Source organism: Flavobacterium endoglycinae (assembly GCF_017352115.1).
Lineage (GTDB): Bacteria > Bacteroidota > Bacteroidia > Flavobacteriales > Flavobacteriaceae > Flavobacterium > Flavobacterium endoglycinae.
In genome coordinates, this window is record NZ_CP071448.1 from 1033499 (window position 1) to 1059911 (window position 26413).

The 26413-nt window shown below is 34.3% G+C and carries 23 protein-coding genes; 17 read left to right on the plus strand and 6 right to left on the minus strand.

Annotated elements, in window-relative coordinates; translation table 11 throughout:
- Positions 1–152 precede the first annotated feature (152 nt).
- Positions 153–527 (plus strand): DoxX family membrane protein, encoded by a 375-nt coding sequence (locus tag J0383_RS04555; protein ID WP_207297266.1) that lies wholly within the window; start codon positions 153–155, stop codon positions 525–527.
- A 51-nt stretch (positions 528–578) separates the two neighbouring features.
- Here the strand turns inward: J0383_RS04555 and J0383_RS04560 are convergent, their stop codons facing one another.
- From J0383_RS04560 to J0383_RS04570, 3 genes are all read right to left on the minus strand, one after another.
- On the minus strand, positions 579–1121 hold the full coding sequence (locus tag J0383_RS04560) for a lipocalin family protein (protein ID WP_207297267.1): 543 nt from the start codon (positions 1119–1121) through the stop codon (positions 579–581).
- A 148-nt stretch (positions 1122–1269) separates the two neighbouring features.
- Positions 1270–2673 carry a dihydrolipoyl dehydrogenase gene (gene lpdA / locus J0383_RS04565; RefSeq protein WP_207297268.1) on the minus strand — a complete coding sequence of 468 codons (1404 nt, stop codon included), beginning with the start codon at positions 2671–2673 and terminating at the stop codon, positions 1270–1272.
- 413 nt (positions 2674–3086) lie between these two features.
- Complete coding sequence (locus J0383_RS04570) at positions 3087–3545, minus strand: Lrp/AsnC family transcriptional regulator (RefSeq protein WP_053471104.1); 459 nt, start codon at positions 3543–3545, stop codon at positions 3087–3089.
- Between the two features lie 348 nt (positions 3546–3893).
- On the opposite strand from J0383_RS04570, the gene J0383_RS04575 reads away from it, so the two are divergent.
- Positions 3894–5123 (plus strand): aminotransferase class I/II-fold pyridoxal phosphate-dependent enzyme, encoded by a 1230-nt coding sequence (locus J0383_RS04575; RefSeq protein WP_207297269.1) that lies wholly within the window; start codon positions 3894–3896, stop codon positions 5121–5123.
- Positions 5124–5358: 235 nt separating this feature from the next.
- Here J0383_RS04575 and J0383_RS04580 read toward each other — a convergent pair whose 3' ends face one another.
- Positions 5359–6453 (minus strand): DUF695 domain-containing protein, encoded by a 1095-nt coding sequence (locus J0383_RS04580; protein WP_207297270.1) that lies wholly within the window; start codon positions 6451–6453, stop codon positions 5359–5361.
- Positions 6454–6754: 301 nt separating this feature from the next.
- Positions 6755–8689 (minus strand): amino acid permease, encoded by a 1935-nt coding sequence (locus J0383_RS04585; protein ID WP_207297271.1) that lies wholly within the window; start codon positions 8687–8689, stop codon positions 6755–6757.
- A gap of 413 nt (positions 8690–9102) precedes the next feature.
- Here J0383_RS04585 and J0383_RS04590 point away from each other — a divergent pair, with 413 nt between their 5' ends.
- Positions 9103–10263 (plus strand): Gfo/Idh/MocA family protein, encoded by a 1161-nt coding sequence (locus J0383_RS04590; RefSeq protein ID WP_207297272.1) that lies wholly within the window; start codon positions 9103–9105, stop codon positions 10261–10263.
- 163 nt (positions 10264–10426) lie between these two features.
- On the opposite strand, the gene J0383_RS04595 is transcribed toward J0383_RS04590, so the two are convergent.
- Positions 10427–13336: an FAD-binding and (Fe-S)-binding domain-containing protein gene (locus J0383_RS04595; RefSeq protein WP_207297273.1), complete on the minus strand. Its 2910-nt coding sequence runs from the start codon at positions 13334–13336 to the stop codon at positions 10427–10429.
- 397 nt (positions 13337–13733) lie between these two features.
- On the opposite strand from J0383_RS04595, the gene J0383_RS04600 reads away from it, so the two are divergent.
- From J0383_RS04600 to J0383_RS04665, 14 genes are all read left to right on the plus strand, one after another.
- The gene (locus J0383_RS04600) at positions 13734–14546 is read left to right on the plus strand and encodes a mechanosensitive ion channel family protein (protein WP_207297274.1); all 813 of its coding nucleotides are present in this window, start codon (positions 13734–13736) and stop codon (positions 14544–14546) included.
- A gap of 537 nt (positions 14547–15083) precedes the next feature.
- Entirely contained in the window at positions 15084–15317 is a 234-nt protein-coding gene (locus tag J0383_RS04605; RefSeq protein ID WP_207297275.1) for a hypothetical protein, read from the plus strand.
- Between the two features lie 296 nt (positions 15318–15613).
- Positions 15614–16819 carry an anhydro-N-acetylmuramic acid kinase gene (locus tag J0383_RS04610; protein ID WP_207297276.1) on the plus strand — a complete coding sequence of 402 codons (1206 nt, stop codon included), beginning with the start codon at positions 15614–15616 and terminating at the stop codon, positions 16817–16819.
- Positions 16820–17019: 200 nt separating this feature from the next.
- Complete coding sequence (locus tag J0383_RS04615; protein ID WP_207297277.1) at positions 17020–18588, plus strand: glycoside hydrolase family 10 protein; 1569 nt, start codon at positions 17020–17022, stop codon at positions 18586–18588.
- Positions 18575–20116, plus strand: coding sequence for an MFS transporter (locus tag J0383_RS04620; RefSeq protein ID WP_207297278.1), 1542 nt, complete (start codon positions 18575–18577; stop codon positions 20114–20116). The genes J0383_RS04615 and J0383_RS04620 overlap by 14 nt, the downstream gene beginning before the upstream one ends.
- Before the next feature lie 22 nt (positions 20117–20138).
- Positions 20139–20480, plus strand: a complete 342-nt coding sequence (locus tag J0383_RS04625) for a tetratricopeptide repeat protein (RefSeq protein WP_207297279.1) — start codon at positions 20139–20141, stop codon at positions 20478–20480.
- A 29-nt stretch (positions 20481–20509) separates the two neighbouring features.
- Positions 20510–21394: an XAC2610-related protein gene (locus J0383_RS04630; RefSeq protein ID WP_207297280.1), complete on the plus strand. Its 885-nt coding sequence runs from the start codon at positions 20510–20512 to the stop codon at positions 21392–21394.
- Positions 21395–21412: 18 nt separating this feature from the next.
- Positions 21413–21862 carry a GNAT family N-acetyltransferase gene (locus J0383_RS04635; protein WP_207297281.1) on the plus strand — a complete coding sequence of 150 codons (450 nt, stop codon included), beginning with the start codon at positions 21413–21415 and terminating at the stop codon, positions 21860–21862.
- Positions 21863–21864: 2 nt separating this feature from the next.
- The gene (locus J0383_RS04640) at positions 21865–23478 is read left to right on the plus strand and encodes a glycoside hydrolase family 3 protein (RefSeq protein WP_207298652.1); all 1614 of its coding nucleotides are present in this window, start codon (positions 21865–21867) and stop codon (positions 23476–23478) included.
- A gap of 123 nt (positions 23479–23601) precedes the next feature.
- Entirely contained in the window at positions 23602–24240 is a 639-nt protein-coding gene (locus J0383_RS04645) for a peroxiredoxin (protein ID WP_053471125.1), read from the plus strand.
- A 236-nt stretch (positions 24241–24476) separates the two neighbouring features.
- Entirely contained in the window at positions 24477–24785 is a 309-nt protein-coding gene (locus J0383_RS04650; RefSeq protein WP_008462030.1) for a thioredoxin family protein, read from the plus strand.
- A gap of 66 nt (positions 24786–24851) precedes the next feature.
- Positions 24852–25109 carry a DUF6952 family protein gene (locus J0383_RS04655; RefSeq protein ID WP_008462029.1) on the plus strand — a complete coding sequence of 86 codons (258 nt, stop codon included), beginning with the start codon at positions 24852–24854 and terminating at the stop codon, positions 25107–25109.
- Between the two features lie 411 nt (positions 25110–25520).
- The gene (gene tpx / locus J0383_RS04660; protein ID WP_207297282.1) at positions 25521–26018 is read left to right on the plus strand and encodes a thiol peroxidase; all 498 of its coding nucleotides are present in this window, start codon (positions 25521–25523) and stop codon (positions 26016–26018) included.
- A gap of 13 nt (positions 26019–26031) precedes the next feature.
- Complete coding sequence (locus J0383_RS04665; protein WP_180859357.1) at positions 26032–26406, plus strand: diacylglycerol kinase; 375 nt, start codon at positions 26032–26034, stop codon at positions 26404–26406.
- Positions 26407–26413: the final 7 nt, after the last annotated feature.

The following is a 26413-nucleotide window of genomic DNA, read 5'->3' on the forward strand; positions in this document are numbered from 1 at the left end:
GCATTTAAACTAATCCCAAAATAGAATATTATTGATTATTGAATTCTCAGTAAAGTGATTCTAAAAATAGATTTTCTTTTTATTTGAGAATATAGATTTTGCATTTTCAGCACACTAATTATATCTATTAACCTATTCAAATTTTAAGTATTATGAAAATTGCTACTATTATTGTCCGCGTTTTGATTGGTCTTTTACTACTCTTTGCTTCCATTTCGTTTTTTCTAAAATTAGCTCCAGAACCGGAAACAACGGGGAATTTTAAGGCCTTTAATATGGGTTTAGTTGCTTCGACTTATTTACTGCCACTGGCAAAAACTGTTGAATTACTGTGTGGAATTTCGTTTGTAACAGGACGTTTTGTTACGTTAGCAAACATTTTAATTCTTCCAATTACAATTAATATTTTGTTTATCAATTACTTTTTAGCTCCAGATGGGCTTCCAGTTGCCGTACTTCTGTTCATCGGTAATTTATTTTTGATTTATAGATATTGGGATAATTACAAAACGGTTTTCACTCCTTGATTTTTCAAAACTAAAAATAAAAAACCCGGTTCTTTACGACCGGGTTTCTTTTTAATTTGTTTTATCGTGTTTTACCCAAACTAAATCGGTTACGTTATATCCAATATCTTGAGCTTTGATCAGAAATTCTGCTTTGACACTTTCTGGAATTGTTTTTTCTCTTGAAAGTATCCACATATATTTTAAACTTTCGCCTGCTACAAGAGCATATTTATACTCTGTATCTATGGCAATAACATTGTATCCTGAATAAAAAGGACCAAAAAATGAGACCTTAAGCATACCAATATTGTCTTTTTTGACAAATTTGGCTTTCCCGATGCTTTCTTCCCACTTGTCTTTTTTGACATCATAGCCCTTATTATCGACTTTTATGGTGCCGTTATCATTCAAAGAATATTCGGCTGTAACATTGTTTAAATCTCTTTCCCATTTGTAATCTAATCTGGCAATTTCATACCATTTACCTAAATATCTGGCTTTGTCAAAATTAGTTACAGGTTTTGCTTTATCCGGAATTCCTCCTCCACAAGAACTCAGCGCGATTCCGATTCCTGCTCCAATTAAAACTGGAACTATATATTTGCTTTTCATAACGCTATCTTTTTAAATACCATAAAGATAGCACCCGAAATACACATCTAATTTACAAAATTATTTTTGAATATTATATTTTGTGAAGCATAAAAAAACCGTCTCGTTTTTTAATGAGACGGTTTATAAATATGATTTAAAGTAAAAATTATACGTGTAAAGCTCTATTTTCTGTAGCTGCCAATGCTGCCTCTTTTACCGCTTCCGCGAAAGTTGGGTGCGCATGGCTCATTCTTGAAATGTCTTCAGCAGAAGCTTTGAATTCCATTGCAGTAACTGCTTCAGCAATTAAATCTGCTGTACGAGCACCAATCATGTGAACTCCTAAAACCTCATCTGTTTTCTCATCAGCCAAGATTTTTACGAATCCGTCTAAGTCAGCACTTGCTCTCGCACGTCCTAAAGCTTTGAATGGGAAACTTCCTGATTTGTATTTAACTCCAGCCGCTTTCAATTGCTCTTCAGTTTGTCCAACTGCAGCAACTTCTGGCCAAGTGTAAACTACACCAGGAATTAAGTTATAATCGATATGTGGTTTTTGGCCCGCTAAGATTTCAGCAACCATCACTCCTTCTTCTTCCGCTTTGTGTGCCAACATCGCTCCGCGAACAACATCACCAATTGCGTAGATATTTGGAGTACTGGTTTGTAAATGATCATTTACTTCAACTTGTCCTCTATCTGAAATTTTAACTCCAGCTTTATCAGCGTTTAATCCGTCTGTGTAAGGACGACGACCAACAGAAACTAATGAATAATCTCCTTCAAGAGTAATAGTTTCTCCTTTTGCGTTTTCAGCTTGAACTACAACAGCATCACCGTTTCTTTCAACTGATTTTACTTTGTGAGAAACATAGAATTTCATTCCTTGTTTTTTCAATACTTTAGTTAATTCTTTAGAAAGCGCCCCGTCCATTCCTGGAATAATTCTGTCCATGAATTCTACTACAGAAACCTGAGCTCCTAAACGAAGATACACTTGTCCAAGCTCGATTCCGATAACTCCTCCACCAATAATAACTAAGTGTTTTGGAACTTCTTTTAAAGCTAAAGCTTCAGTCGAAGTGATGATTCTTTCTTTATCAATTTTGATGAATGGCAAAGAAGATGGTTTTGATCCTGTAGCAATTACAGTATATTTTGCTTCAATAGTTTCTGAAGTTCCGTCAGCTTTTGCAACAGCAATGTGAGTTGCGTCTACGAAAGAACCTATACCATTGAAAACAGTGATTTTATTTTTATCCATTAAGTAGTTGATTCCACCTACGGTTTGATCTACAACAGCTTGTTTGCGCGCGATCATTTTCTCTAAATTGATTTTTACATCACCAGAAACTTCGATTCCGTGATCTGCAAAATGAGCAATTTCTGAATAGTGGTGAGAAGATGATAATAATGCTTTTGAAGGAATACAACCTACGTTAAGGCAAGTTCCGCCTAATGAAGTATATTTTTCTACAATAGCAGTTTTGAAACCTAATTGTGCGCAACGAATTGCTGATACATATCCGCCAGGACCTGAACCTATAATGACTACGTCAAATGAACTCATAGTTTATCTATTTTATTTTAAGCGTCACAAATTTAAGGAATAAAGTTTTGTTTAAAGTTTAAATTTCAATGTTTTTTGCGTGAAATTTGGGGTTTTTATTAACCGCAAAGAGCGCTAAGATTTACGCAAGGTTCGCTAAGTTTTATTTTATCGTGACAAAATTTTGCTCGCAAAGACGCTAAGTCGCAAAATTTTTTTTGAATTGCCTTCCTGCTTTAGCTGGAGGTTTCAAATTGAAAACATATCAGGCTTTAGCCAAACTTTGAGAATTTTGACTAAAGCCTCTTGCTTATAACTATACTTTACATCTAGCTAAAGCTGGACGCAATTCAGCTATACAAAATTCACAAAAGAACTTCGCGACTTAGCGTCTTTGCGAGATTAAAAAACTTAGCATCTCAGAACCTTAAACCTTAAAAAGAAATCACCGTAGAGTTCTTCACTTCGCTAATCATAAACATACTTTGTGTGCTCCCGATATGCTGTAAAGAAGTTAGTTTGGTTACTAAAAATTCTCGATAGGCTTCCATATCTTTTACTAGAACTTTTAAAATATAATCGTAATCGCCGCTTACGTGGTGGCATTCTAAAACTTCATTTAGTTTGATGACTTCACTTTCGAATTTGGTTAAGAATTCTTTGGTATGCTGAATCAATTTTAAATGACAGAAAACTACAAATCCTTTTTCGATTTTAGATTTATCGACTAAAGCCGCATAGTTTTTTATAATGCCTTCGCGCTCCAGCTTTTTAATTCGTTCATAAACTGCTGTTACAGAAAGATTCAATTTTAAAGACAATTCTTTATTGGTCTTTTTGCTGTCGGTTTGAAGCAAAACGAGGAGTTTTTTATCTATTTCGTCAAGAGTCATTTTGGTTGATTGTTTTTACTTGATTGTTGATGGATTACTTAAGTGAAAGAAAATCTATTGACATGTATTTTTTAGAACAAATTTAGATTAAAAATCATTATTAATTTAATTTAATAGTTTTAAAATCTAAATAAAAACGAAACAATTGATTAATTATCTAAAACACTCTTTCTTTGACTGGAATTTCTTTTGAAAAACAAATGTCCTAGCCCTGATAGAAGTGGAAATCCTTTTGCTTTTTTCTTTAAAAAGTAAAAGATTGAAACGGATAGCAGGAAGCAGCTCCTTATCCTTCGACTTTGCTCAGGATGACAATGGCAACTTGAAACTAACAAAAAACTAACTATAATGAAAGACTTTAATCCAGCAGATAAAATTCAGGATTTGCAATACTTTGGGGAATTTGGCGGTGTGAATCCATCAATTTCTGATTCTTCTACTTATACTTTTTTATCGGCAAAAACGATGTTCGATACTTTTGAAGGCAATATGGAAGGCTGTTATTTGTATTCGCGCCATTCTTCACCAAGTAATTTGTACTTGGATCAGGCTTTGGCCGCAATGGAGGGAACAGAAACGGCAAATGTTTCAGCTTCTGGTATGGGCGCTATTACACCTACTCTATTGCAATTATGCGGTGCGGGAGATCATATCGTTTCAAGCCGAACGATTTATGGCGGTACCTATGCTTTTTTGAAGAATTTTACGCCTCGTTTTGGTATCGAAACCACTTTTGTTGACATTACTAAACTGGATGTTGTAGAAGCTGCAATTACTTCTAAAACTAAAGTTTTGTACTGCGAAACCGTAAGTAATCCGTTATTGGAAGTAGCAGATATTCGTGGTTTGGCTGCAATTGCCAAAAAGCACCATTTGAAATTAGTTGTAGACAACACGTTTTCTCCATTATCAGTTTCTCCTGCAAAATTGGGGGCTGATATTGTAATTCACAGTTTGACGAAATACATTAACGGAAGCAGTGATACCGTTGGTGGTGTAACGTGTGCTTCGAAAGAATTTATTAATTCGCTGAAAACTGTCAACACTGGCGCAAGCATGCTTTTAGGACCAACAATGGACAGTTTGCGTTCTGCAAGTGTGATGAAAAACCTGAGAACACTTCATATTAGAATTAAACAGCACAGTCATAATGCGCATTTTCTAGCAGATCAATTTGAAAAAGACGGTTTAAAAACGGTTTATCCGGGATTGAAAAGTCATCCGAGTCATGAATTGTATAAAACGATGATTAATCCCGAATATGGTTTTGGTGGTATGCTGACCATTGATGTTGGATCTTTGGAAAAAGCTAATGAATTAATGGAATTAATGCAGGATAGAAATCTGGGTTATTTAGCAGTAAGTTTAGGTTTTTATAAAACGTTATTCAGTGCACCGGGAACTTCAACTTCAAGTGAAATTCCGTTAGAAGAACAAAAAGAAATGGGATTGACTGATGGTTTGATTCGTTTTTCTATTGGTTTAGACAATGATATTCAGCGTACTTACGAAATGATGAAAGCTTGTATGATTGAACTTGGGGTTTTACAAAAAGATTCTAAGGTTCTGAGCTGCTAAGGTTCTAAGTTTTTTAATCCTCTTGCTGATCTTGCTGATCTTTTTCTTAGCAAATAATCTGTTTAATCGGCGAGAGAAAAAATTACCCACAATAAATAGGAAACATTACTTTATAAATAAATTTGCATCATTTTTTTAGATTGTTTCAAATCCGCTGGAGATTTTCTCTAAGCGGATTTTTTATTTTGAAGTTTGAGTAAAAAAGCCGTTCTGAATATTCAGAACGGCTTTATAATTATCTAGGCTCGTAACCTCTAAATGTTCGCCAATATTTGTCTTTATAAATTTCGTAGCTTATCTCAAAAGTGCCATTGAATTTTTTAATTAATTCATCGGCTATTTTAGTTGGTTTTCTGAAATCTTTACACGCAAAAAAGATTTCTCTTTTATTGGTGCGTGTTTCTCTTCCTATGTTCAAATAACCATCCAAATCTTTAAGTTCCAATACTACATCATCCTCAATTTCATTTAATAATTGATATGTTTCTTTATCCGGCATTCCGCTATTGTTGCTTCCATCAAATGGAATTGTAATAATAAATACCCACGGATGAGATGCTTTTTTATCCCATTGTAAAATATCACTATTTATAATGGCGATAATAGCCCCACCATCTTTTGCAGTACCCTCAAGACTTGAATAATTATCATTTTCTGTATTATGTCTCGTGCCTTCATATTTCTCAACAAATTCCTTCTCTCTCCAGATTAAATAATCTTTTAATTTTTCGATTGGAATTAATTCTTCTGAAATTTCATTAGATCCAACAACATTCATGTTATCTATCAATGTCAAAGAATTTAGTTCTCCTAAATAATTATCTAGAAAAATATAAACCCCGTTTGTTACTTTTCCTTTTTCTTCTTCAACAAATCCATCGTATACTATTGTCAAATCTATTTCGTCTGGATAACCTTCGTGAATATTAGGGTAAAATTTTAAATTCTCTTTATCAAATTTGAAATTTTCATACTCAATACCAACACCCTTAATATCTGAAGCTGGTTTAAGAGCAGTAATTTTCCATCCTACCATTTTTGGAGCCGCATTTACCAGCTCTTCTATAGCATAAATATTTCTGATTGCTCCATCTGGCGTTAAGATTAATTCAACTGTATTGTCATCAAACATTCCAGTTAAAAAATAAATTCCGTAGTGAACTTCATCTAGTTTCGGAGCTAATTTTTCAAAAAAACCTTGGTGGATATTTCCTCTGTTTTTAACGATTTTAAAAAACTCTTTTTCCTTTTTTAGAAACCAATTCCAGAAGTCATTATTAGATTGTATTGGAGCATCATTTTTGCCCAATATTTTATCAAGAAAACTCATTTATTACAAATTATATTTTAAAATTTACTGAAAACAAACTTAAGGAAAAGCCTTTTAAAACATAAGATTATTTGTATAAAAATTAGAACATTTTAAAACACTCTCAACCAGAATGAGTTAAGTTCATAAAAATCATTTTTACCCAGATTTAAAGAGATTAAGGCAGATTTAAACTGATTTTTTATATAAAAATCCAAACTAGATCTGCTACAATCATTTAAAATCTGCGCGCAAATATCCCATAAAAAAAGCCGTTCTGAAATTATTCAGAACGGCTCACTTCTAATTTATAACTCTTAACTTATAACTTCTCCACGAAGTTCAATTTACTATTTTTTCGGCTGTAGCCAAAGTAAATCAGCAGTCCGATTATTAACCAAACGGTAAAATAAATCCAGTTCCAAACGCTTAATTCGGCCATCATATACAAACAGCAGATTAATCCTAAAAGCGGAATCAGAGAAAGATTTTTTCTGAAAGCCCAAACTGCCAATCCAACTAACACAAACAAGAAAATCCACATTGGAATTTTATGTTTGAATAACTGAAATCCCGTTTCGTATTTTAATGAATCTTTAATTGGAAGTCCTTTTACAACCTCAGCATATTTAACTTCATCATCCTGATATTGGCTTAACAAATGCTCTAAATCTGAAGTTTCAGAAGTTTTGTTGGTGGCATCTATACTTTTTAAATAATTAAACACTTTTTCAGAATCTTCTTTGTCTAAAGACGTTACAATAGATGTGGCATCAAAAGTTTGTGCCTCATTATTAATAAATGCCATTGTTGCTTTATTATTGAACGCAAAAGCATAATATAAACCAGCGATAATTAAAACTGGTAAAATGTATTTTGAATTGATGTAAGGCGTTTTGAATTTTCCTCTTGGGATTTCAGGTTTATTCTGCAATACTAAAACTCCGGCACAAACCAATACAAAGGCAAATAAAGTCCCGATACTGCATAAATCAGTAACCATTGTCAAGTTTAAAAATAATGCTGGAATCGCTACTACAAATCCTGTAACAATAGTGGCAAAAGACGGTGTTTTGAATCTTGGGTGAACGGTTGAGAATTTCTTTGGCAATAATCCGTCACGGCTCATACTCATCCAGATACGAGGCTGTCCCATTTGAAAAACCAATAAAACGCTTGCCATTGCTACTACAGCACTCACCGCAATAATTCCTGACATCCATTTTAAATCTAATTTATCGAAAACAAATGCTAGAGGATCTCCAACATTTAATTCGTGATATTTTACCATTCCAGTTAAAACCAAAGCAATAGCAATGTATAAAAGGGTACAAATGATAATCGCCCACATCATTCCGCGTGGTAAATCTCTTTGCGGATTTTTACATTCTTCTGCTGTTGTAGAAATAGCATCAAAACCAATATAAGCAAAGAAAACTGCCGATACACCTTTTAAAACCCCGCTAACTCCATTTGGCGCAAACGGATCCCAATTGGCAGTATCTACATAAAACACTCCAACTGCAATTACCAGCAGCACCACACAAAGTTTTACAACCACCATTAAATTACTTGCATTACGAGATTCTTTCATTCCTCTGTAAACCAAAGCGGTAATCAAAATAATGATGAATAAAGCTGGTAAATCAGTCACAAAGTGAAATGATCCTATTGTTGGTGCTGTTTGCCAAGCTGTATGCGCTTGTTGTAAAGCTGTGCTTAAATTTTCGAATGATTTTCCGCCTCGCATTAAAGCTTCAGCATCTTTAAAACCGTTTGAAGCGGTTAAGTAATCCATTTGAATCCATTGCGGTAAATGTATTCCGCCACTCTGGAGAAGTCCTGTAAAATAATCACTCCACGATATGGCAACCGTTATATTTCCTACAGCATATTCCATGATTAAAGCCCAACCGATAATCCAGGCAATGATTTCTCCAAAAGCTACATACGAATACGTGTAAGCACTTCCAGAAACGGGAACCATTGATGCAAACTCGGCATAAGCAAAGGCCGCAAAACTACAGGCAAGAGCAGTAAAAAGAAACAAAAATATTACGGCTGGTCCTCCGTCGGCACTCGCTTTTCCGATGGTGCTGAAAATTCCCGCTCCCACAATTGCAGCAATTCCGAAAGCAGTTAAATCTTTGGTTGTAAGATGCTTTCCTAATGCTTCATGCCCATCTGCTTCATTCTTTGCAACCTGTTTCAGAATATCCTGCACTGTTTTTTTTCGGAATAAACTTGAAAATGCCATATATTTTTCGCTATTATAAATTGATTTAATTCAGTCGTTCTGGTTTTATTTTGCAAATAATGCAAAAATTATCCTGATTTCAAATATATAAAACGATTTTGTTTTTTTGTGATTTTTTTTTCATGCCACGACCCGAGCGATAGCGAACAGGCGAAGCAATTCACGAATTATTTTTTCAAATCTTTGTCTTTAAATTTTCTCTCGCAGATTGAGCAGATTTGATTTTAAAATCTACATAAATATTTTCATCACAACAAAAATCTGCATTATCTGCCAAATCTGCGAGAGAAATAAAATCTTTGTGAACTTTGCGTAATTCTTTGCGCTCTTTGCGGTTAAATAAATTGCAAGTGTAACATTTCTCAAAATGAGCTTACTAATACAAGTAGTATTTAATTTAAAGAATCATTTTTATGGAAAAAATCACGAGACGTTCTTTTGTAAATAAATTTGGACTTGGCGTTGGCGCTTCTGTTGTCATGACTTCACTTCCTTCTTTTATCACCGAAACAGAAAAGGTTCACAAACCCTACTCTGGAAAAAAATTAAATATTGCACTGTGCGGTTTAGGAAACTACGCTTCGTTATTAGCCGATGGTCTTCAGGTTTCTGAATACTGCCAGCTTGCCGGAATCGTTACAGGAACGCCTTCTAAAGCGGAAACTTGGAAAAAGAAGTATAACATTCCAGAGAAAAATATTTACAACTACGAAAACTTCGATTCAATCGTAAAAAACAAAGATATTGATTTGGTGTATGTTGTAACTCCAAACTCACTTCATAAAGAATTTACTGTTCGCGCTGCAAAAGCAGGGAAACATGTTATTGTTGAAAAACCAATGGCCATTACAGTTGAAGATTGTAAAGAAATGATAAAAGCCTGCAACGATAATAATGTACAACTGGCAATGGGTTATCGTTTGCATTACGAACCGAATCATTTAGAAGTAAAACGATTGGGACAAGAAAAAGTTTTAGGGCAAGTTAGATATATAGAAGCTTCTCTAGGTTACAGCACTTATGACATTCATGACGTAAATAAACCTGTTGATTTAAATGCCCGTAACGAATGGAGATTGACTAAAAAGTTTGCAGGCGGTGGTGCATTGATTAATTTAGGAGTTTATTGCATTCAGGTTTCGCGTTATGTTTTAGGCGAAGAACCAATTGCAGTTACGGCACAATTTGGAACTGTAAACAACAAAAATAGATTTGCTCAGGTTGAAGAAAATATCACTTGGCAAATGGAATTTCCAAGCGGTGCTGTTGCTAATTGCTGCAGTTCGTATGGTTTTGGCATTGATAGATTTCACGCTGCTGCGGATGAAGGTTTCTTCGAAATGAGTCCTGCTGTAAGCTATGGGCCTTTTGTAGGTAAAAGATCTGACGGAAAATCATTTAATTTTCCTGTCATAAATCAGCAGCAAACTCAAATGGATGAGATTTGTAAAGTGATTTTAGCCAACCAGAAACTCCCAAATCACATTACAGGTGAAGAAGGCATTAAAGATGTTAGAATTATCAATGCTATTTATAAAGCCGCTGAAACAGGAAAAAAAGTTAGTCTGAAGTAGTTTTTCTGCCACGACCCGAGCGATAGCGAACAGGCGAAGCAATTCACGAATTATTTTTTTTTGCGTAAAATATTTTTTTAATGACGAATTAAAGAATTACTCAAATTTTTTAATTTGTGAAATCAGCGCAAAGTATAATTTGTGTAATTCGTGTAATTTGTGGCTAACTTTTTAAACAGCTACGCAGAATACTAACCGGATGCTGCGCTTCACGACTCGTTCCATCATAAATTTGATGGCGACAGCTTGTTCCTGCTGCAGCGATTTTTACGTTTTCAGCTGTTGCACGGACTTTTGGAAATAAAGTGTCCTCGCCCATTTGCATGCTCACTTGATAGTGCTCTTTTTCATAACCAAAAGAACCTGCCATTCCGCAACAGCCCGAATTGTAAATCGTAACCGTATTATTTTTAGGAAGATTCAGCATGGCGAAAGTCGCTTCAACAGAACTTAAAGATTTCTGATGGCAATGTCCGTGGATTTTGATTTCTTTAGTTTCTTCTGAAAAAGAATCGGCTGTGATTTTTCCGTCTATGATTTCTTTTTTGAAGAATTCTTCGATTGTAAAAGCATTTCTTGATAACTTTTCCGCAGCTTCTTTATCATCAGCTAAACGAAGATATTCATCTCTAAAAGTCAAAATCGCTGAAGGTTCAATTCCGATTAAAGGTGCATTTGCCAAAACCAAATCTTTAAAAACACTTACATTATGATTGGCTATTTTTTTCGCTTCTTCTAGAAATCCTTTTGAAAGATACGTTCTGCCACTTTCTTCATGATCAACAACTAAAACTTGATAACCTAATTTCGTCAATAATTCAAAAGCATCGATTCCGATATTTACATCATAATAATTCGTGAATTCGTCTACAAACAAATACAATCTTCCGTTTGGAAAATCTGTTTGTGATGGTTTATTATTGGAATACCATTTTCTAAAAGTCTTTTTCGCCAATAACGGAACTTGTCTTTCAGGTGCAATTCCCATAGTTTTTTTGACCAAAGACTGATTTGAAATAAAATTCGTAATCGCTGGGAATTTGCTTCCCATCTTGTTCAATTTGGCATTGTTGGCAAAAATCTTATTTCGGATTGAAAAGCCGTTTGCTTTTTGATATTGGTATAAAAATTCGGCTTTTAAAGTGGCTACGTCTACGTTACTCGGACATTCGCTTGCGCAGGCTTTACAGCTTACACACAACTCAAAAACTTCGTATAATTCTTTCTGGTCAAATTTATTTTCTTTTTCAGAATACGTTAAATATTCTCTCAAAGCATTTGCTCTTGCACGCGTAGTTTCTTTCTCGTTTCTCGTCGCACGATAACTCGGACACATCGCTCCTCCGCCCGACGGCAATTTTCGGCAGTCGCCGGAACCGTTGCATTTTTCGGCAGCACGTAAAATTCCTAAACTGTCTGAGAAATCCTGAAACGTTTTAATATCTGGTTCTACCCTTCCCGAAACCACACGATGGTTTTCGTCCATTTTCAGAGCGTTTACAATCTTACCGATATTTAGAACCGAGTTGGGATCAAATGCCAGTTTGATTCTTTTCAGCAATTCGTAATTCTTGTCGCCAATCATAAACGGAATAAACTCACCACGCACAATTCCATCGCCGTGTTCACCGCTTAACGAACCTCTATATTTTTTTACCAAATGCGCTACTTCTGTCGCAATGGTTCTGAATAATTTTAAATCAGATGTTTTCTTCAAATTCAAAACCGGACGAAGGTGCAATTCTCCCGCACCAGCATGAGCGTAGTAAATCGCTTCTTGTCCGTGGCTTAACATCATCGCCGAAAACTCTGCAATATAATTTGGCAAATCGCTCAATTCAACCGCAGTATCTTCAATAGAATCGGCTGCTTTATCATCGCCAACAATACTTCCCAAAAGTCCAAGACCTGCTTTTCTTAGTTCGTTGGCTTTGTCAATATCATTTCCGTAGATTTTTACTCGAGCGTAGCCAAAATTGTTGTTCTCTAAATCGGCAATCAAAGCATCGGCTTGTTTTTCGGCATCTTCCAAAGTGTGCGATGCCACTTCAAACAACATAATCGCTTTTGGTTCTCCAACCAAAAAGAAACGGTTTTTAATGTGCTCGCGATTCGTTTTCGTACAATCCAAAATTGTGTCGTCGATCATTTCGCAAGTGTACAAATGATGTTTCATCGCTACCACAACCGATTCTAAAGATTCCTGAATCGTATGATAATGCCCAACGACCATAATACTGTGAGGCGGCGGCAGATCATCAACTTTCAGCGTTACTTCGGTTGTAAAAGCCAAAGTTCCTTCGCTTCCGCAAAGTAGTTTTCCTAGATTTATGGTTGGTTCGGTTCCGCCAAATAATTCCGATTTCAAAAGAATATCAACCGCATAACCTGTATTTCTTCTGTGAATTTCTGGTTTCGGAAACTCTTTTACAATTTCTTCCTGCGCTTCTTTTATCGAAAGTTCATCATAAATTGTTTTGTATATTTTATTTTCTAAAGAATCGCCTTTTGTTTTTTCCATGAACTCAGCCGAAGTCAGGTCTTTAAAAACGACTTCAGAACCGTCACTTAAAAGTGCTTTTACTTCTGCAATTTTATCGCGCGTAACGCCGTATCGAATCGAAGTTGTTCCCGAAGAATTATTTCCCACCATTCCGCCAATCATCGCGCGGTTTGAGGTTGATGTAATTGGGGCAAAAAATACGCCGTGAGGTTTTAAGAACAAATTCAGCTCATCGCGAATTACGCCAGGCTGAACCGTTACCGTTTTCTTTTCGGCATTGTAGGAAATGATTTTTGTAAAATGTTTCGACACATCAACCACCAATCCATCTCCTACTGCTTGTCCTGCCAGTGAAGTTCCCGCAGTTCTTGGCGTAATCGACAGCTTATGTTCTGCCGCGAACTTAATCAGCTTGGCAATATCTTCGGTTGTTTTAGGAATTGCCACCGCATTCGGTTTAATTCGGTACACCGAAGCATCTGTGGAATAAAGCGTTTTATGAAGTTCATCGAATAAAAGGGTACCTTCGAGACTCGCGGATAATTGCTCTAAATGAGATTGGGTCAACATGTAAATGTGCTTTTTATAAAAATATTTCCTGAAAAAACTCAGACCACAAAGATAAAAATATCACAAGGTAAAACGATTCTATTTTTGTGAATTTATCTAACAACTCCGTCAATATTTTATAAAATTCGAAGAGAATCCTGTAAGTGTTTTATTTACTAAAAAAGTAATTTTAGAATTTTCGTTTGTTGGACGAAATAATTTTAAACACATAGAAACATAGATTTATTTCTTTAAATTCTGAGAATAGTTGAAAAAATCTAGATTTTAACACATAGCACTTTACGTTAAGCTATGTGAATTGAAACAAATGAAATGCCTTTAAGTGCAAACAAAAACTATGTTTCTATATGTTAAAAAAACAACTCAGCGAGTTTAAACATTTTACGCCTTAATTATTATGGAAAATTTCTTTCAGGACGTCATTAATCACCTCGAAGGTTACTACAATAGCATTGTCGATCTTACGCCAAAATTTATTTTAGCAATTTTGGTCATTCTGGTTTCATGGTTTATTGCGAGCCGTGTGGGTATTTTTGCAGGAAACCGACTCAAAGCTAAAATGCACGATCGTTTGCTTGCCATTTTTATTGCCCGTTTAATTAAATCGGTTTTGATTATTATCGGAATCTTATTTATGTTCCGAATTATTGGTCTCGAAGGCGTTGCACAAAGTATGTTGGCTGGTGCGGGAATCTCGGCTTTTGTAATTGGTTTTGCGCTTAAAGATATTGGCGAAAATTTCCTTGCCGGAATTCTGCTGGCTTTCAAAAGACCATTTTCTATTGGCGATATTATCGAAAGTAATGGTGTAAAAGGAGAAGTCATCAATCTTAATCTTCGTGATACTGAGGTCAAAAGCGATTCAAAAATCATTTATATTCCCAACGCACTTCTTATAAAAAACACGCTCATTAACTACAACAGCGAAGGTTTTCTGCTTCAGACTTTCACCGTCGGACTTGAATATGGTTCTGATTATACGCGAGCGATTGAACTTGTTAAAGAGATTCTAGGAAAGGACGAAAATGTAACTGAAAAAGACCACGAAAACGCCGCCGTAATTACCGATGTTATTGCTGGAGGTATTATTCAGCTTAATATTCGATATTGGGTTAAAACGGCATCAACAACCGAAAATTCAGAATGCCGATCTAAAATTATTGCTGCTGTTTTGAAAAAGTTGAAGGAAAATGGATTTATACTTAAATAAAGGTTCTAAGGTACTGAGATGCTAAGTTTTCTTTAAACACGATTGTCACCCTGAGCGTAGTCGAAGGCTTATGAAATCTAAAATTTACTAACTATTACCGATAGCGCGGATTTGCAATCCGTGCACGTAAAGTATATTTTTTTTTACTTATAATCTGTCCAATCCAATCTATGCGTGCACGGATTGCAAATCCGCGCTATCGGGTTGACGATTCTCTTTGCAGAATCCCGCGTGTGATTTCTCGTTCCTCGAAATGACAAACTCTCTGGAAATTTACTTCCGTTTATCTTTTCTCAAAATAACGTTTTATATTTACCGTGCAGAGATGATTTACTGCAAGGAAATTATTTTTAAATATAATATTTTTCTTACTTAAAATATTTTTTTTGATATCTTTACAATCCTAAACACAAAGAAAATGATATCAAAAAAACTTTTGCCCGTATGGTATGGTGGCGGTATTGGAAACAACTGCAACGCACTTTGTGGCGTAGGACACCTTAGCTGTACGGGTTTCTTTTCCTAAACACAAAGATTATGAGTATTAACACAATTTCACGAGAAACTGAAATTCGACTTTTGAATTTTTTCAGCGACAGAATCCTGCCCGAAGAAATGGCAAAAACACTAAGGCAGATTAATTTCACATTAGCTTTAGGCATTATGAGCGAGCACGAAACACTTCAAAATGAAATCGCAAAATTAAGAGACGGTTTATACTGGCTCAATGAATTAGCTGAAACTTTAAATCCTTATTTGGATTTGGAGTAGAAGTTTAAAAAATGAAAAACCTCGAATTAAAAAATCGAGGTTTCTTTATATTATTGATAGCGTGAATTTTATTTTATATTATAATCCAGCTTTTAGAGAAGTTCATATTTATAACAAAATTATTTTTCACCTATAATTATTTCGCTCCAAATGAAATATTTCTTTAAACTCATATTTCATTTGGAGCGATTTTTTTAGTTTGAAAAAATAAAATTCAAAGTTTATTTACCTTTATATCCGAAATAACCTGATTTTAGCGTTACTAATAAAATGACTTCTATAAAACCTCATTTTAAATGAATAAAAATATATCCGCACTTTATACTATAGCTCAAAAAGAAACCCGAAAAATACTGGGTTTAATGTCTGGAACTTCTCTCGACGGACTTGACATTGCTTTGTGCGCTGTTTCTGGTTCTGGCGAAAACACAGATGTAAAAATCCTTGAATTTGAAACGATTTCTTATTCTGAAGATATTAAAAATGAAATCAGAAAAGTATTTGCCCAAAGAACAATCGATTTTCAGCATTTGGCTTTGTTAAATGAGTGGATCGGAATATTGCATAGCGGCATGATTAACGATTGTTTGAAAAAATGGAATATTTCGTCAAGCGAAGTAGATTTAATTGCTTCGCACGGGCAAACAGTTTTGCACGCTCCGAAGTTTTTGCATCAGCAGGAAAAATTTCCAGATGCGACTTTACAAATTGGCGACGGCGATCATATTGCGGTGAAAACGGGAATTATTACACTATCCGATTTCAGACAAAAACACGTTGCGGCTGGTGGCGAAGGCGCGCCTTTGGCGGTTTACGGCGATTATTTATTATTTGGAAAAAAAGGCGAAAACAGAATCATGCTCAACATGGGCGGAATTGCAAATTATACCTATCTCCCAGCCTCTCTAAACGCCGAAGAAGTTTTTGTAACCGATACTGGAACAGCAAATACGTTAATCGACATTTTTACCAAACATTATTTCCCTAAAAAAAGTTACGATAAAGATGCTGAAATCGCCAAGCAAGGAACTGTAAATCAAGAACTTTTAGAGGAACTTAAAAAAGATGATTTCTTCCAGAAAAGTTTCCCAAAATCGATTGGACAAGAGTTATTTAATTTCGGTTTTGTACAGTCGGCTTTGGTAAAATGCAGTTTAGAAAACATTTCGGCATCAGATTTGCTGGCGACTTTAACGCGCTTAAGTGCTGAAACTATTGCAGAAGCGATTTATTTCACCATACAAAAAACTTCAATTCTGGCAGAAGATTTTCATATTTACATGTCGGGAGGCGGGACTAATAATCCGTTATTGGTAAAATGGCTGAAAGAATTATTGCCTTGTCAATTTCACACTAGCGACGATTTGGGCATTTTAAGCGATGCGAAAGAAGCCGTTTTATTTGCGCTTTTAGCAAATGAAACAGTTGCTGGAGGCGATTACAATTTTGGAAACAGCAAAATCCCATCTGTGACAATGGGAAAAATTTCGTTTCCTGATTAAAAAAGATATCCATGAGTTGACGAATTATTTTTAATGATTGAATATAATCCAATCGGCATAATTCGTTTTTAATTAGTAACGTTTTTTCGAATAGGTGATAACGAAATTCGTGAATTCGTGGCGGAAAAACTTTGATTAAAAAAAAATCGTGGCAGAAAAAAAATTAAACCTATTTTTGATTCCTGTTAAAAAACAATAAAATGCATAAAAAACAGCACTTAATATTTTCACTTTTATCTCTATTTTTCTTCACTTCGTTTATGAATGCGCAGGAAAACCTGCATCCTAAAAATGAATTCAGAGGTGTCTGGATTGCAACGGTTGTAAATATCGACTGGCCTAAAACGGCAATAGACAACGTAGAAAAAGAAAAAGCTGATTATCTTGAGATTCTGGAAACGTATAAAAAGTTAAATTACAACGCTGTCATTGTCCAAATTAGAAGCGTTGGCGATGCTTTTTATCCGTCAGAAATGGCGCCTTGGTCACGTTTTTTAACAGGTAAAGAAGGTCAAGCTCCAAATCCGTATTATGATGCTTTGGCTTGGATGATCGAAGAAGCCCACAACAGAGGTTTTGAATTTCATGCTTGGCTGAATCCGTATCGTGCAACTTTCGATTTAAACAAAAATCTTTTGAGTCCAAATCACGATATTTTCAAACATCCGGAATGGATGATCGAATACGGCGGAAAATACTATTACGATCCTGCATTACCTGAAGTGCAGACACATTTGACAAAAGTAGTTAAAGAAGTGGTTGACAAATACGATATCGATGCTATTCATTTTGATGATTATTTCTATCCATATGCCGTTCCTGGAAAAGTTTTTAACGATACCGCATCTTATAAAAAATACGGTGCAGGCTTAAGCCTTGCCGACTGGCGTCGAGCTAACGTGAGCAACTTCGTTCATACAATTTCAACTACCATAAAAACGAGTAAACCTTGGGTTCAGTTTGGAATTAGTCCGTTTGGGGTTTGGCGAAATAAATCGCAGGATCCTAGAGGTTCAGAAACACAGTCAACCTCTAATTACGACGATTTATATGCTGATCCTGTTTTATGGATGGAACAAAAATGGATCGATTATATTCTGCCTCAATTATATTGGAGTATGAACAACCCGAGAGCCAATTATTCAAAATTGGTAAAATGGTGGTCTGAAAATTCAAACAATACAGCTGTTTACATTGGTCACGCCTCTTATAAAATTAGAGGAGATGCTGATAAAAGCTGGAATTTTGCTACCGAAATTCCAAATCAAGTTGATTTTGCAAGAAGTTTTAAAAATGTTTCCGGAAGTGCATATTTCAGCGCTAAATGGTTCATGGATAAAAACTTCGACATTACACGTCTTTTAGCAGAAAACCAATATAAATATCCCGCACTTCCTGCAGCTGTTCCGAATTTAAAACGCATTATCATTGATAATCCTGTTTTTACTGAATTTACAAAAGACAGTTTAAAATATACTTTTTCGCTGAAAAGTCCGCTGAATACAAAAGTACGTTACATTGTAATTTATGGAGGTGAACACATGTCAAAAGTGAATACAAATGATGCAACTAAAATAATTGACAAAGTAAGAGCCATTGAAAAAGATGGCGAGATAAGCTTTTCAATTCCTGCTGAAAAAATCCGTCAGTATAAAGCTTGCGCTGTGACATTTATTGATTATTTTGCAAACGAAAGCACACCAGCTTCAGCCGACATAAAAAAGAATTTTAAAATCTATTCACCTGCTCAGCCAAATGAAAACAGATAATACTAAACCGTGGTTTTGGATTCCGCTTCTTAATTTTGCCTCAGGATTACCATATGCCGTAATAATTTCGGTTTCGGTATTGATGTACAAAAATCTCGGAATCAGCAACGAAGACATTGGTCTTTATACCAGTTTATTATATCTGCCTTGGGTTATTAAACCGCTTTGGAGTCCGTTTATTGAACTCACAGGAACCAAAAGAAAATGGTTTTTATCGATGCAGCTGTTAATTTCAATTGCATTTCTTCTAGTTGGTTTTACGATTCCAACAAACGGATTTTTCATGATGACTTTGGCAATTTTCTGGGTTGCCGCTTTTGCTTCGGCTTCAAATGATATTGCGAGCGATGGTTTTTATTTATTGGTTTTACCAAAAGAACAGCAGTCTTTTTTCCTCGGAATCAGAAGTACTTTTTACAGATTATCCATGCTGGCAGGAAACGGATTAATCGTCCTTTTTGCTGGATATCTAGAACATAAATACAGTGACAATACAAAAGCATGGTCATACACCATGATTTGTGTGGGCTTGCTAATGACTTTTATTACGATTTACAATTTTATTTTTACACCTAAAAACGAAATTAATCCAGCTGAAAATAGCGAACACCATCATCAAAACTTTGGAACTATTTTCATTAGCTTTTTTAAGAAAAAACAAATCGCTGTTGTTTTAATTTTTATTCTGGTTTTTAGATTAGGAGAATCACAGTTATTAAAAATGCTGACGCCATTTTTGATTGATCCTATTAAATATGAATTAGTAGAAAAAAGCTCAGATTTAGATGAAAATAAGGCTTTAGAATTATATAATACTAAAGTAAAAGCAGGTATAAAACTTGAAAATTCAGAATTAGAACTATTATATTCAAAACTACCAGTAGTGGTTGAAACTAGAAAAGGTAAAAAACCTATAGCAGAAACTAAACCTAAAGCGAATGAAGAATATAAAAAAGTAAATGAAGCAAGAGTTAGTTTTATTGATGGATTGATTTCTAAAAATGGAAATCAAAAAACCGTTCAAGTAGGCGGAATGGGTCTTGACACTGAAGACGTTGGTTTGATATATGGAACTTTGGGATTAATTGCTTTAACGATTGGAGGAATTTTGGGCGGAATCGCAATCTCAAAACAAGGACTTACTAAATGGATGTTTCCAATGTTTCTGGCTATGCACCTTCCAATTTTAGGTTTTATTTTATTGGCTTTCTTTCATCCTTCATTCATTTATTACATTTATGCCGTTGTAATTTTAGAACAATTTGGCTATGGTTTTGGCTTTACGGGCTTTATGATGTATTTAATTCATGTTGCCGAAGGAGAATCAAAAACAGCACATTATGCACTAGCAACTGGATTTATGGCATTAGGAATGATGCTTCCAGGAATGTTAAGCGGTTTTATACAAAAATATTTAGGCTATCAAAACTTCTTTATTTGGGTTTTTATTGCCACAATTCCAGGTCTAATTTTATCTCGTTTTTTAATTTTCCCGAAAGATTTTGGGAAAAAATCTGAAGAAGTTTAAACCCAAATCAAACTCTTACAATATGGAAATCAATGAAAATTTGCAGGCCGAACGCAATCTAAAAGGAGCTGAGTTCGAAAAAACAGGAGATTTTGAAAAAGCTATTGCTTTGTATGAAGAAAATGTAACTGAAGGTTTTAAAGGAAATCATCCTTATGATCGATTAGCTACAATATACAAAAACCAAAACGATTTGGATAATGAAATCCGCGTTTTAGAAAAAGCTATTATTGTTTACGAAGAAATCACGATCGAAGATCGATTAGAAGGACTTCCAAAACTTTTTCGTTTTAAAAACCGATTAGAAAAAGCAATTGAAACCAAAAAACAATTGGCTAAGCAAAAGAAAGCGAAATTGAAATAAAAGAATAATCTCAAAATCTTCAATAAACGATGAAAACAAAGATTTACATAATAACATTCATAATGTTAATATTATCTTGTGGACAAACTAATGAGAAGAAAAACAAAATATTGGATAAAAAACAGCCTGTTGTAAAAACGTTTGAGCAAAGAGAAAAAGATCGTTTAAAGAAAAGAGCTAAAATTGAAAAAGAGGAAAAAATAGATAGCATAAGGTTAGATAAAGTTTTATCTGACGCTTTGAAAATAGCTTCTCTGGAAATCAAACAAAATAAATTTCAAAAGAAATATAAAGTTAGACCTGATAACGAATATGATGTTGAAGTTGAAATAAATATAGGTGATTATTTCATAAAAAATAATCCTCAACTTATTATCCGAAGATTAGAACCTAATAATGTACATATAGATATTTATTCTAAGGATGGAAATAAATTTAAAAAAGTTCTATCTCATAAACAATGGAATTTAACATACGTAAATGACACAATCAGAGATATTAATGGAGACAATTTAAAAGATTTTGTTATTAATTGGTATGGTGCAACTGGATGTTGCTTAAAAGGATTTAGCGATGTTTACTTGCTTAGAAATGATAAGAAAACATTTTCTAAAAATTTTGAATTTATCAATCCTACTTTCTCTCCTCGTGAAAAAATAATAAGAGGAGTTACTTATGGTCATCCTGGACATACTGAAATGTATAAATATAAATGGAATGGCGAGACAGTTGACACCTTAGAGTATGTCTATTATGAAACTATCGAGAATGAGAAAAAAACTGGAAAAATAGTTATTTCAAAAAAAAGAGCTTACAGCAAAGATAAAAAAAACATAAAAAAACTAAACTCAATACCTGCTGAATATAAAAAAATTGAAGGTTTTGATTGGTTTACTGGAAATTTCCTTAAATAGAAAAATATAAGATAGGATATGATTAACCTAAATCGTACAAATTCAGACGATATTGATTTTATCAATCTGGTTGCTTTATTAGATCAAGATTTGGCTATTAGAGACGGAGATGATCATGCGTTTTACAATCAGTTTAATAAAACCGATAAAATAAAACGCACAATTGTTTATTACGAAAACGGAGTTCCTGTTGGCTGTGGCGCTTTTCGTGAAAAAGAAAGTGACAAAACCGAAATCAAAAGAATGTATGTTCATCCTGATTATCGCAAAAAAGGAATTGCATCAGCGGTTTTAAACGAATTAGAAATCTGGGCTAAAGAAGTCGGTTATAGTTATACGATTCTCGAAACCGGAAAAAATCAGCCTGAAGCCATCAACTTATATCAAAAATTAAATTATACCATAATACCGAATTATCCGCCTTACGAGAAAATGGATAATAGTGTCTGCATGCAAAAGACTTTATAATAATAAAAATGACAGCTGAAGCTCTACGACAAAGAATAGGACAATTTTTCTTTCCTGCAGTATTCATCAACGATACTGAAGAAAATATTCAAGAAACCGAACGTCTCATTAAAGAATATAATATTGGCGGACTTACCTTTTTCCATAGTCGTGCAAGCGCTGCCACAAATTACGAAAGCAAGCAAAAAATTGTTTTTAACGATGACAGTTACGAAAAAATCAAAGCGTTAATTGTTCGTTATCAAAAAGCTGCTTCCACTCCACTTTTAATTAGTATTGATGCCGAATGGGGTTTGGCAATGCGCATCGAGAAAACACCGCAATATCCGTATGCGATTACGCTTGGCGCTTTGCCGGAGAATAAATCAAATTTGGTTTACGAAGTGGGAAAACAAATTGGTTTGGATTTAAAAGCTGCTGGAATTCATTACAATTTGTCGCCTTTGGCAGATATCAATAATAATCCGAACAATCCGGTTATTGGCTATCGTTCTTTTGGTGAAAACAAAGAAAAAGTTGCCAATTTTGCTGTTGAATATCTAAAAGGAATGTCGGAAGTTGGCGTTTTGGGCTGTCTGAAACATTTTCCCGGACACGGAAATACCAATGTAGATTCGCATTTAGGATTACCGGTTTTAAAAGAAACTTTAGAGGAATTATTAGAAAACGAATTATATCCTTTCATCAAAGGAATCGAAAACAATGTCGACTCTATTATGATTGGACATTTGGCTGTTCCGAGTTTAAATGAAGGGAAAGATACTTCTGCAACATTATCAAAAGGGATAATTCAGGATCTTCTGCGTGACAAATTAGGTTACGACGGTTTAGTAATTTCTGATGCTTTAAACATGCACAGTGTTTCGAAATTGTACGAGACAAAAGGACAGTTAGAATGGGAAGCTTTCAATGCTGGAAATGATGTTTTATGTTTTGCCGAAAATGTTCCCGAAGGAATTGAAGCTATTTATAAAAATGCTTCGCCAGATCGTATTTTTGAAAGTTATAACAGAATCATGAAAGCGAAAGAAAAAGCAGGAATCCTTTCTGGAAATACTGCCGTTTCAGGCGAATTAAATTTCGAAAAAACATCTCAACTGAATCTTGAAATTGCTCAAAATGCAATTACGAAAATTATTGATAACGGAATTTTAGATTTAGCTGTTGAAGCTCAGAAAAACAGTAAATTAGCCAAACTCAGTTTGTATAAAAATACCGAAAATACATTTTTCAAAACTTTAAATTCAAAATTACCTTCACCTGAATTTGCTTTCGAAAGTTTAGAAACTTCGGATATTTCGTCTATTAACAATGAATTAGAAAATTTCGAAACGATAATTGTTTCATTATTTGTCCCAAAGGCAAAACCTTTGAATAATTTTGAAGTAAATAATGAAGTTTTTGAACTGCTTTCTAATCTTTTACAAACCAAAAAATGCATTATTTACGTTTTCGGAAATCCGTACGTTTTACCACTTATTCCAAATCTTAAAAAGGCTTCAGGATTAATTCAGGCTTATCAAGATTTTGAAGAATTTCAAAAAACAGCAGGAATTCAATTTTTAGAAAAAAATAGTTCCAATGGCATCTTACCTGTAAATATTGATATTCAATAGATTACAATTAAAGATAACCAAAATTTATCAACTTATAAATTTTTATAATCACATCTTATTGTAAGTACCTGTACTTATGCCCTACTTTTGCACCAAATAAATTTTTAACGTAAAACGAATATTATGTCTTTAGTAGGAAAAAAATTCCCAAGTATTGCAGTAGATGCTATCTCTGAAATGGGTGACAATTTAAAAATCAACATTTTTGAAGAAGCAGTAAACAACAATAAAAAAGTACTTTTATTTTGGTACCCAAAAGATTTTACTTTTGTATGTCCAACTGAATTACACGCCTTTCAAGCTGCATTACCAGAATTTGAAAAAAGAAATACTATCGTAATTGGTGCTTCTTGTGACACAAACGAAGTTCACTTTGCTTGGTTAAATACTCCAAAAAACAATGGTGGAATCGAAGGTGTTACTTACCCAATCTTGGCTGATACAAACCGTAACTTAGCTAACATTTTAGGTATTCTTGATATCGAATCTACAAGCTACAGCGAAGATACAGATTCAGTTATCATCGAAGGTTCAAACGTAACTTACAGAGCTACTTACCTAATCGACGAAACTGGAAAAATTTTCCACGAAAGCGTAAACGATATGCCATTAGGACGTAACGTAAACGAATACTTAAGAATGGTTGATGCTTACACACACATCCAAACTAAAGGTGAAGTTTGTCCTGCTAACTGGGAAGCTGGTAAAGAAGCAATGTCTGCTGACAGAGTTAGTACTGCTGAATACTTAAGCGCAAACTAATTTTTTATAAAGGTACAAAGGTTCAGAGGTACAAAGTGGCAAAGTTTTTTTTTGCTACGTACAAACAAAGTCAAATACTTTGCCCCTGAACTTTTGTTACCTTAAATTCCTTTCTAAATTAAATAAATGCAAAGGTCAAAATGCAAAAATCTTATTTGCATACTACCTCATAGACAGAGTTTTCAAAACTTTGTCACTTTGAACCTTTGCCACTTTGAACCTTAAAAAATAAACAAATGTTAATCGACTTAAACGAAGATACGTTAGCAGATTTAGTTGCTAAAAACGAAAAAGTAGTAGTACAATATTCAGCTTCATGGTGTGGAAATTGCCGTATTATGAAACCAAAATTCAAAAAATTAGCAACAGAAAATGAAGCTATTACTTTTGTTTTGGTTGATGCAGAAAATTCTCCAGAATCAAGAAAATTAGCTAACGTAAGCAACTTGCCTACTTTCGCTACTTTCGTAAACGGACAATTAGTTGGCGAAACTCAAACCAACAAACAAGAAGTTTTAATCGATCTAGTGAACGCTATTGTTTAATTGGTTATTTGTTTATTCGTTTAATCGATTAAACAAAAAAACGATTTAACGTTTAAACAAAAAATTATGAAATTACCAGTAATCAAACATTTAACACAATTCATTGAAGAAAACGATCAGGATTACATCATCGAAACGATCGAAGTTCTAGAAGCCATGACTGAAATTCCTTCTCTTAAAGACGAAGAATTGGACGTAATCGGCGAATTGATTTCAAATATGTACGGCGCCCTTGAAGTACAAAAATTGGTAGCTCAGGGAACAGACAAAAAAGAAGCTTTAAATACGTTTATGAAACGTGTTTTAGGATCTATCGATAAATAATCGAGCCTCTTTTTTCAAGAAAAAAACAAAAAAACATGACTGAGAAAGCGTTTCTATATTTTAGGACGCTTTTTTTTGTTTACAGTGATCAGTTTTTAAATCTTCAGTCGCAGTTCTCAGTATTCAGACAATGTTTTGTCAGGCTGAGTGAAGTTGAAGCCCACATAAGTAACTCCACATTCAAAATCAAACTTTGACAAAGTTGAACGTAAAAAAGTATCAAAACTAAAAGAACAATATTCACTTAAAATTAAAGTTATCACTAGAATAATCTGCGATAATAAACTGCAAATTCGTGAATTCGGGGCTATTCAAAAACCATCCTAAATCTATCCTTAAACCCATAACAAATACTTTTAGATTCAAATATTAATCCTTACTTTTGAACCTCATTAATTTTAAACAAAAATCATGGCATCAATCACATTAGGAGGAAATCCAGTTCATACATCAGGCGAATTACCAGCAGTTGGATCGCAATTAGCTGACTTTAAATTAGTTCAAAATGATTTATCAGTTGCTTCTTTAAGTACTTTCGCTGGTAAAAAATTAGTTTTAAATATTTTCCCAAGTGTTGATACAGGAACTTGTGCAGCATCTGTTAGAAAATTCAACGAAAGTGCAAGCGGATTAGAAAACACTACTGTTTTATGTATTTCTAGAGATTTACCTTTCGCACAAAAACGTTTTTGTGGCGCTGAAGGCTTAGAGAATGTTGTAAACTTATCAGATTTTCAAACTGGTGCTTTTGGTAAAGCAAACGGACTAGAAATCGTTGACGGACCTTTAGCAGGATTACACTCAAGAGTTATTATTGTTGTTGATGCTAATGGAAAAGTTCTTCATACAGAACAAGTTGCTGAAATTGCAAACGAACCAAATTACGAAGCCGCTTTAGCTGCACTATAATATACTCGCTCTAATGGAGTTTCAAAAAGACAATACTTTTGTTACAGGTCGCTTAAAAAGCGTTACATATGCTTTTAAAGGAGCTGTAAAATTAATAAAAACAGAACACAGCGTTATGGTTCAATTCTCATTGGGAATTATCATGACTATTGCTGGGTTCTATTTTCACATTTCACAAACCGAATGGCTGTGCCAAACATTAGCCATCGGTTTGGTTTTAAGCATTGAAGGATTAAATACAGCAGTTGAAAAAATTGCTGATTTTATTCATCCTGATTACAGCAGACGAATCGGATTTATTAAAGATATTGCTGCAGGAGCGGTATTTTTTGCCGCAATGACAGCAATTGCAATAGGTTTAATTATTTATATTCCAAAATTTATATAGGCAGGAA

What these genes read in the sequence shown, in the direction of transcription:
- J0383_RS04555 (WP_207297266.1), top strand. Translation starts at nt 153, where the DNA reads ATGAAAATTGCTACTATTATTGTCCGCGTTTTGATTGGTCTTTTACTA.
- J0383_RS04560 (WP_207297267.1), bottom strand. Translation starts at nt 1,121, where the DNA reads ATGAAAAGCAAATATATAGTTCCAGTTTTAATTGGAGCAGGAATCGGA.
- lpdA (WP_207297268.1), bottom strand. Translation starts at nt 2,673, where the DNA reads ATGAGTTCATTTGACGTAGTCATTATAGGTTCAGGTCCTGGCGGATAT.
- J0383_RS04570 (WP_053471104.1), bottom strand. Translation starts at nt 3,545, where the DNA reads ATGACTCTTGACGAAATAGATAAAAAACTCCTCGTTTTGCTTCAAACC.
- J0383_RS04575 (WP_207297269.1), top strand. Translation starts at nt 3,894, where the DNA reads ATGAAAGACTTTAATCCAGCAGATAAAATTCAGGATTTGCAATACTTT.
- J0383_RS04580 (WP_207297270.1), bottom strand. Translation starts at nt 6,453, where the DNA reads ATGAGTTTTCTTGATAAAATATTGGGCAAAAATGATGCTCCAATACAA.
- J0383_RS04585 (WP_207297271.1), bottom strand. Translation starts at nt 8,689, where the DNA reads ATGGCATTTTCAAGTTTATTCCGAAAAAAAACAGTGCAGGATATTCTG.
- J0383_RS04590 (WP_207297272.1), top strand. Translation starts at nt 9,103, where the DNA reads ATGGAAAAAATCACGAGACGTTCTTTTGTAAATAAATTTGGACTTGGC.
- J0383_RS04595 (WP_207297273.1), bottom strand. Translation starts at nt 13,336, where the DNA reads ATGTTGACCCAATCTCATTTAGAGCAATTATCCGCGAGTCTCGAAGGT.
- J0383_RS04600 (WP_207297274.1), top strand. Translation starts at nt 13,734, where the DNA reads ATGGAAAATTTCTTTCAGGACGTCATTAATCACCTCGAAGGTTACTAC.
- J0383_RS04605 (WP_207297275.1), top strand. Translation starts at nt 15,084, where the DNA reads ATGAGTATTAACACAATTTCACGAGAAACTGAAATTCGACTTTTGAAT.
- J0383_RS04610 (WP_207297276.1), top strand. Translation starts at nt 15,614, where the DNA reads ATGAATAAAAATATATCCGCACTTTATACTATAGCTCAAAAAGAAACC.
- J0383_RS04615 (WP_207297277.1), top strand. Translation starts at nt 17,020, where the DNA reads ATGCATAAAAAACAGCACTTAATATTTTCACTTTTATCTCTATTTTTC.
- J0383_RS04620 (WP_207297278.1), top strand. Translation starts at nt 18,575, where the DNA reads ATGAAAACAGATAATACTAAACCGTGGTTTTGGATTCCGCTTCTTAAT.
- J0383_RS04625 (WP_207297279.1), top strand. Translation starts at nt 20,139, where the DNA reads ATGGAAATCAATGAAAATTTGCAGGCCGAACGCAATCTAAAAGGAGCT.
- J0383_RS04630 (WP_207297280.1), top strand. Translation starts at nt 20,510, where the DNA reads ATGAAAACAAAGATTTACATAATAACATTCATAATGTTAATATTATCT.
- J0383_RS04635 (WP_207297281.1), top strand. Translation starts at nt 21,413, where the DNA reads ATGATTAACCTAAATCGTACAAATTCAGACGATATTGATTTTATCAAT.
- J0383_RS04645 (WP_053471125.1), top strand. Translation starts at nt 23,602, where the DNA reads ATGTCTTTAGTAGGAAAAAAATTCCCAAGTATTGCAGTAGATGCTATC.
- J0383_RS04650 (WP_008462030.1), top strand. Translation starts at nt 24,477, where the DNA reads ATGTTAATCGACTTAAACGAAGATACGTTAGCAGATTTAGTTGCTAAA.
- J0383_RS04655 (WP_008462029.1), top strand. Translation starts at nt 24,852, where the DNA reads ATGAAATTACCAGTAATCAAACATTTAACACAATTCATTGAAGAAAAC.
- tpx (WP_207297282.1), top strand. Translation starts at nt 25,521, where the DNA reads ATGGCATCAATCACATTAGGAGGAAATCCAGTTCATACATCAGGCGAA.
- J0383_RS04665 (WP_180859357.1), top strand. Translation starts at nt 26,032, where the DNA reads ATGGAGTTTCAAAAAGACAATACTTTTGTTACAGGTCGCTTAAAAAGC.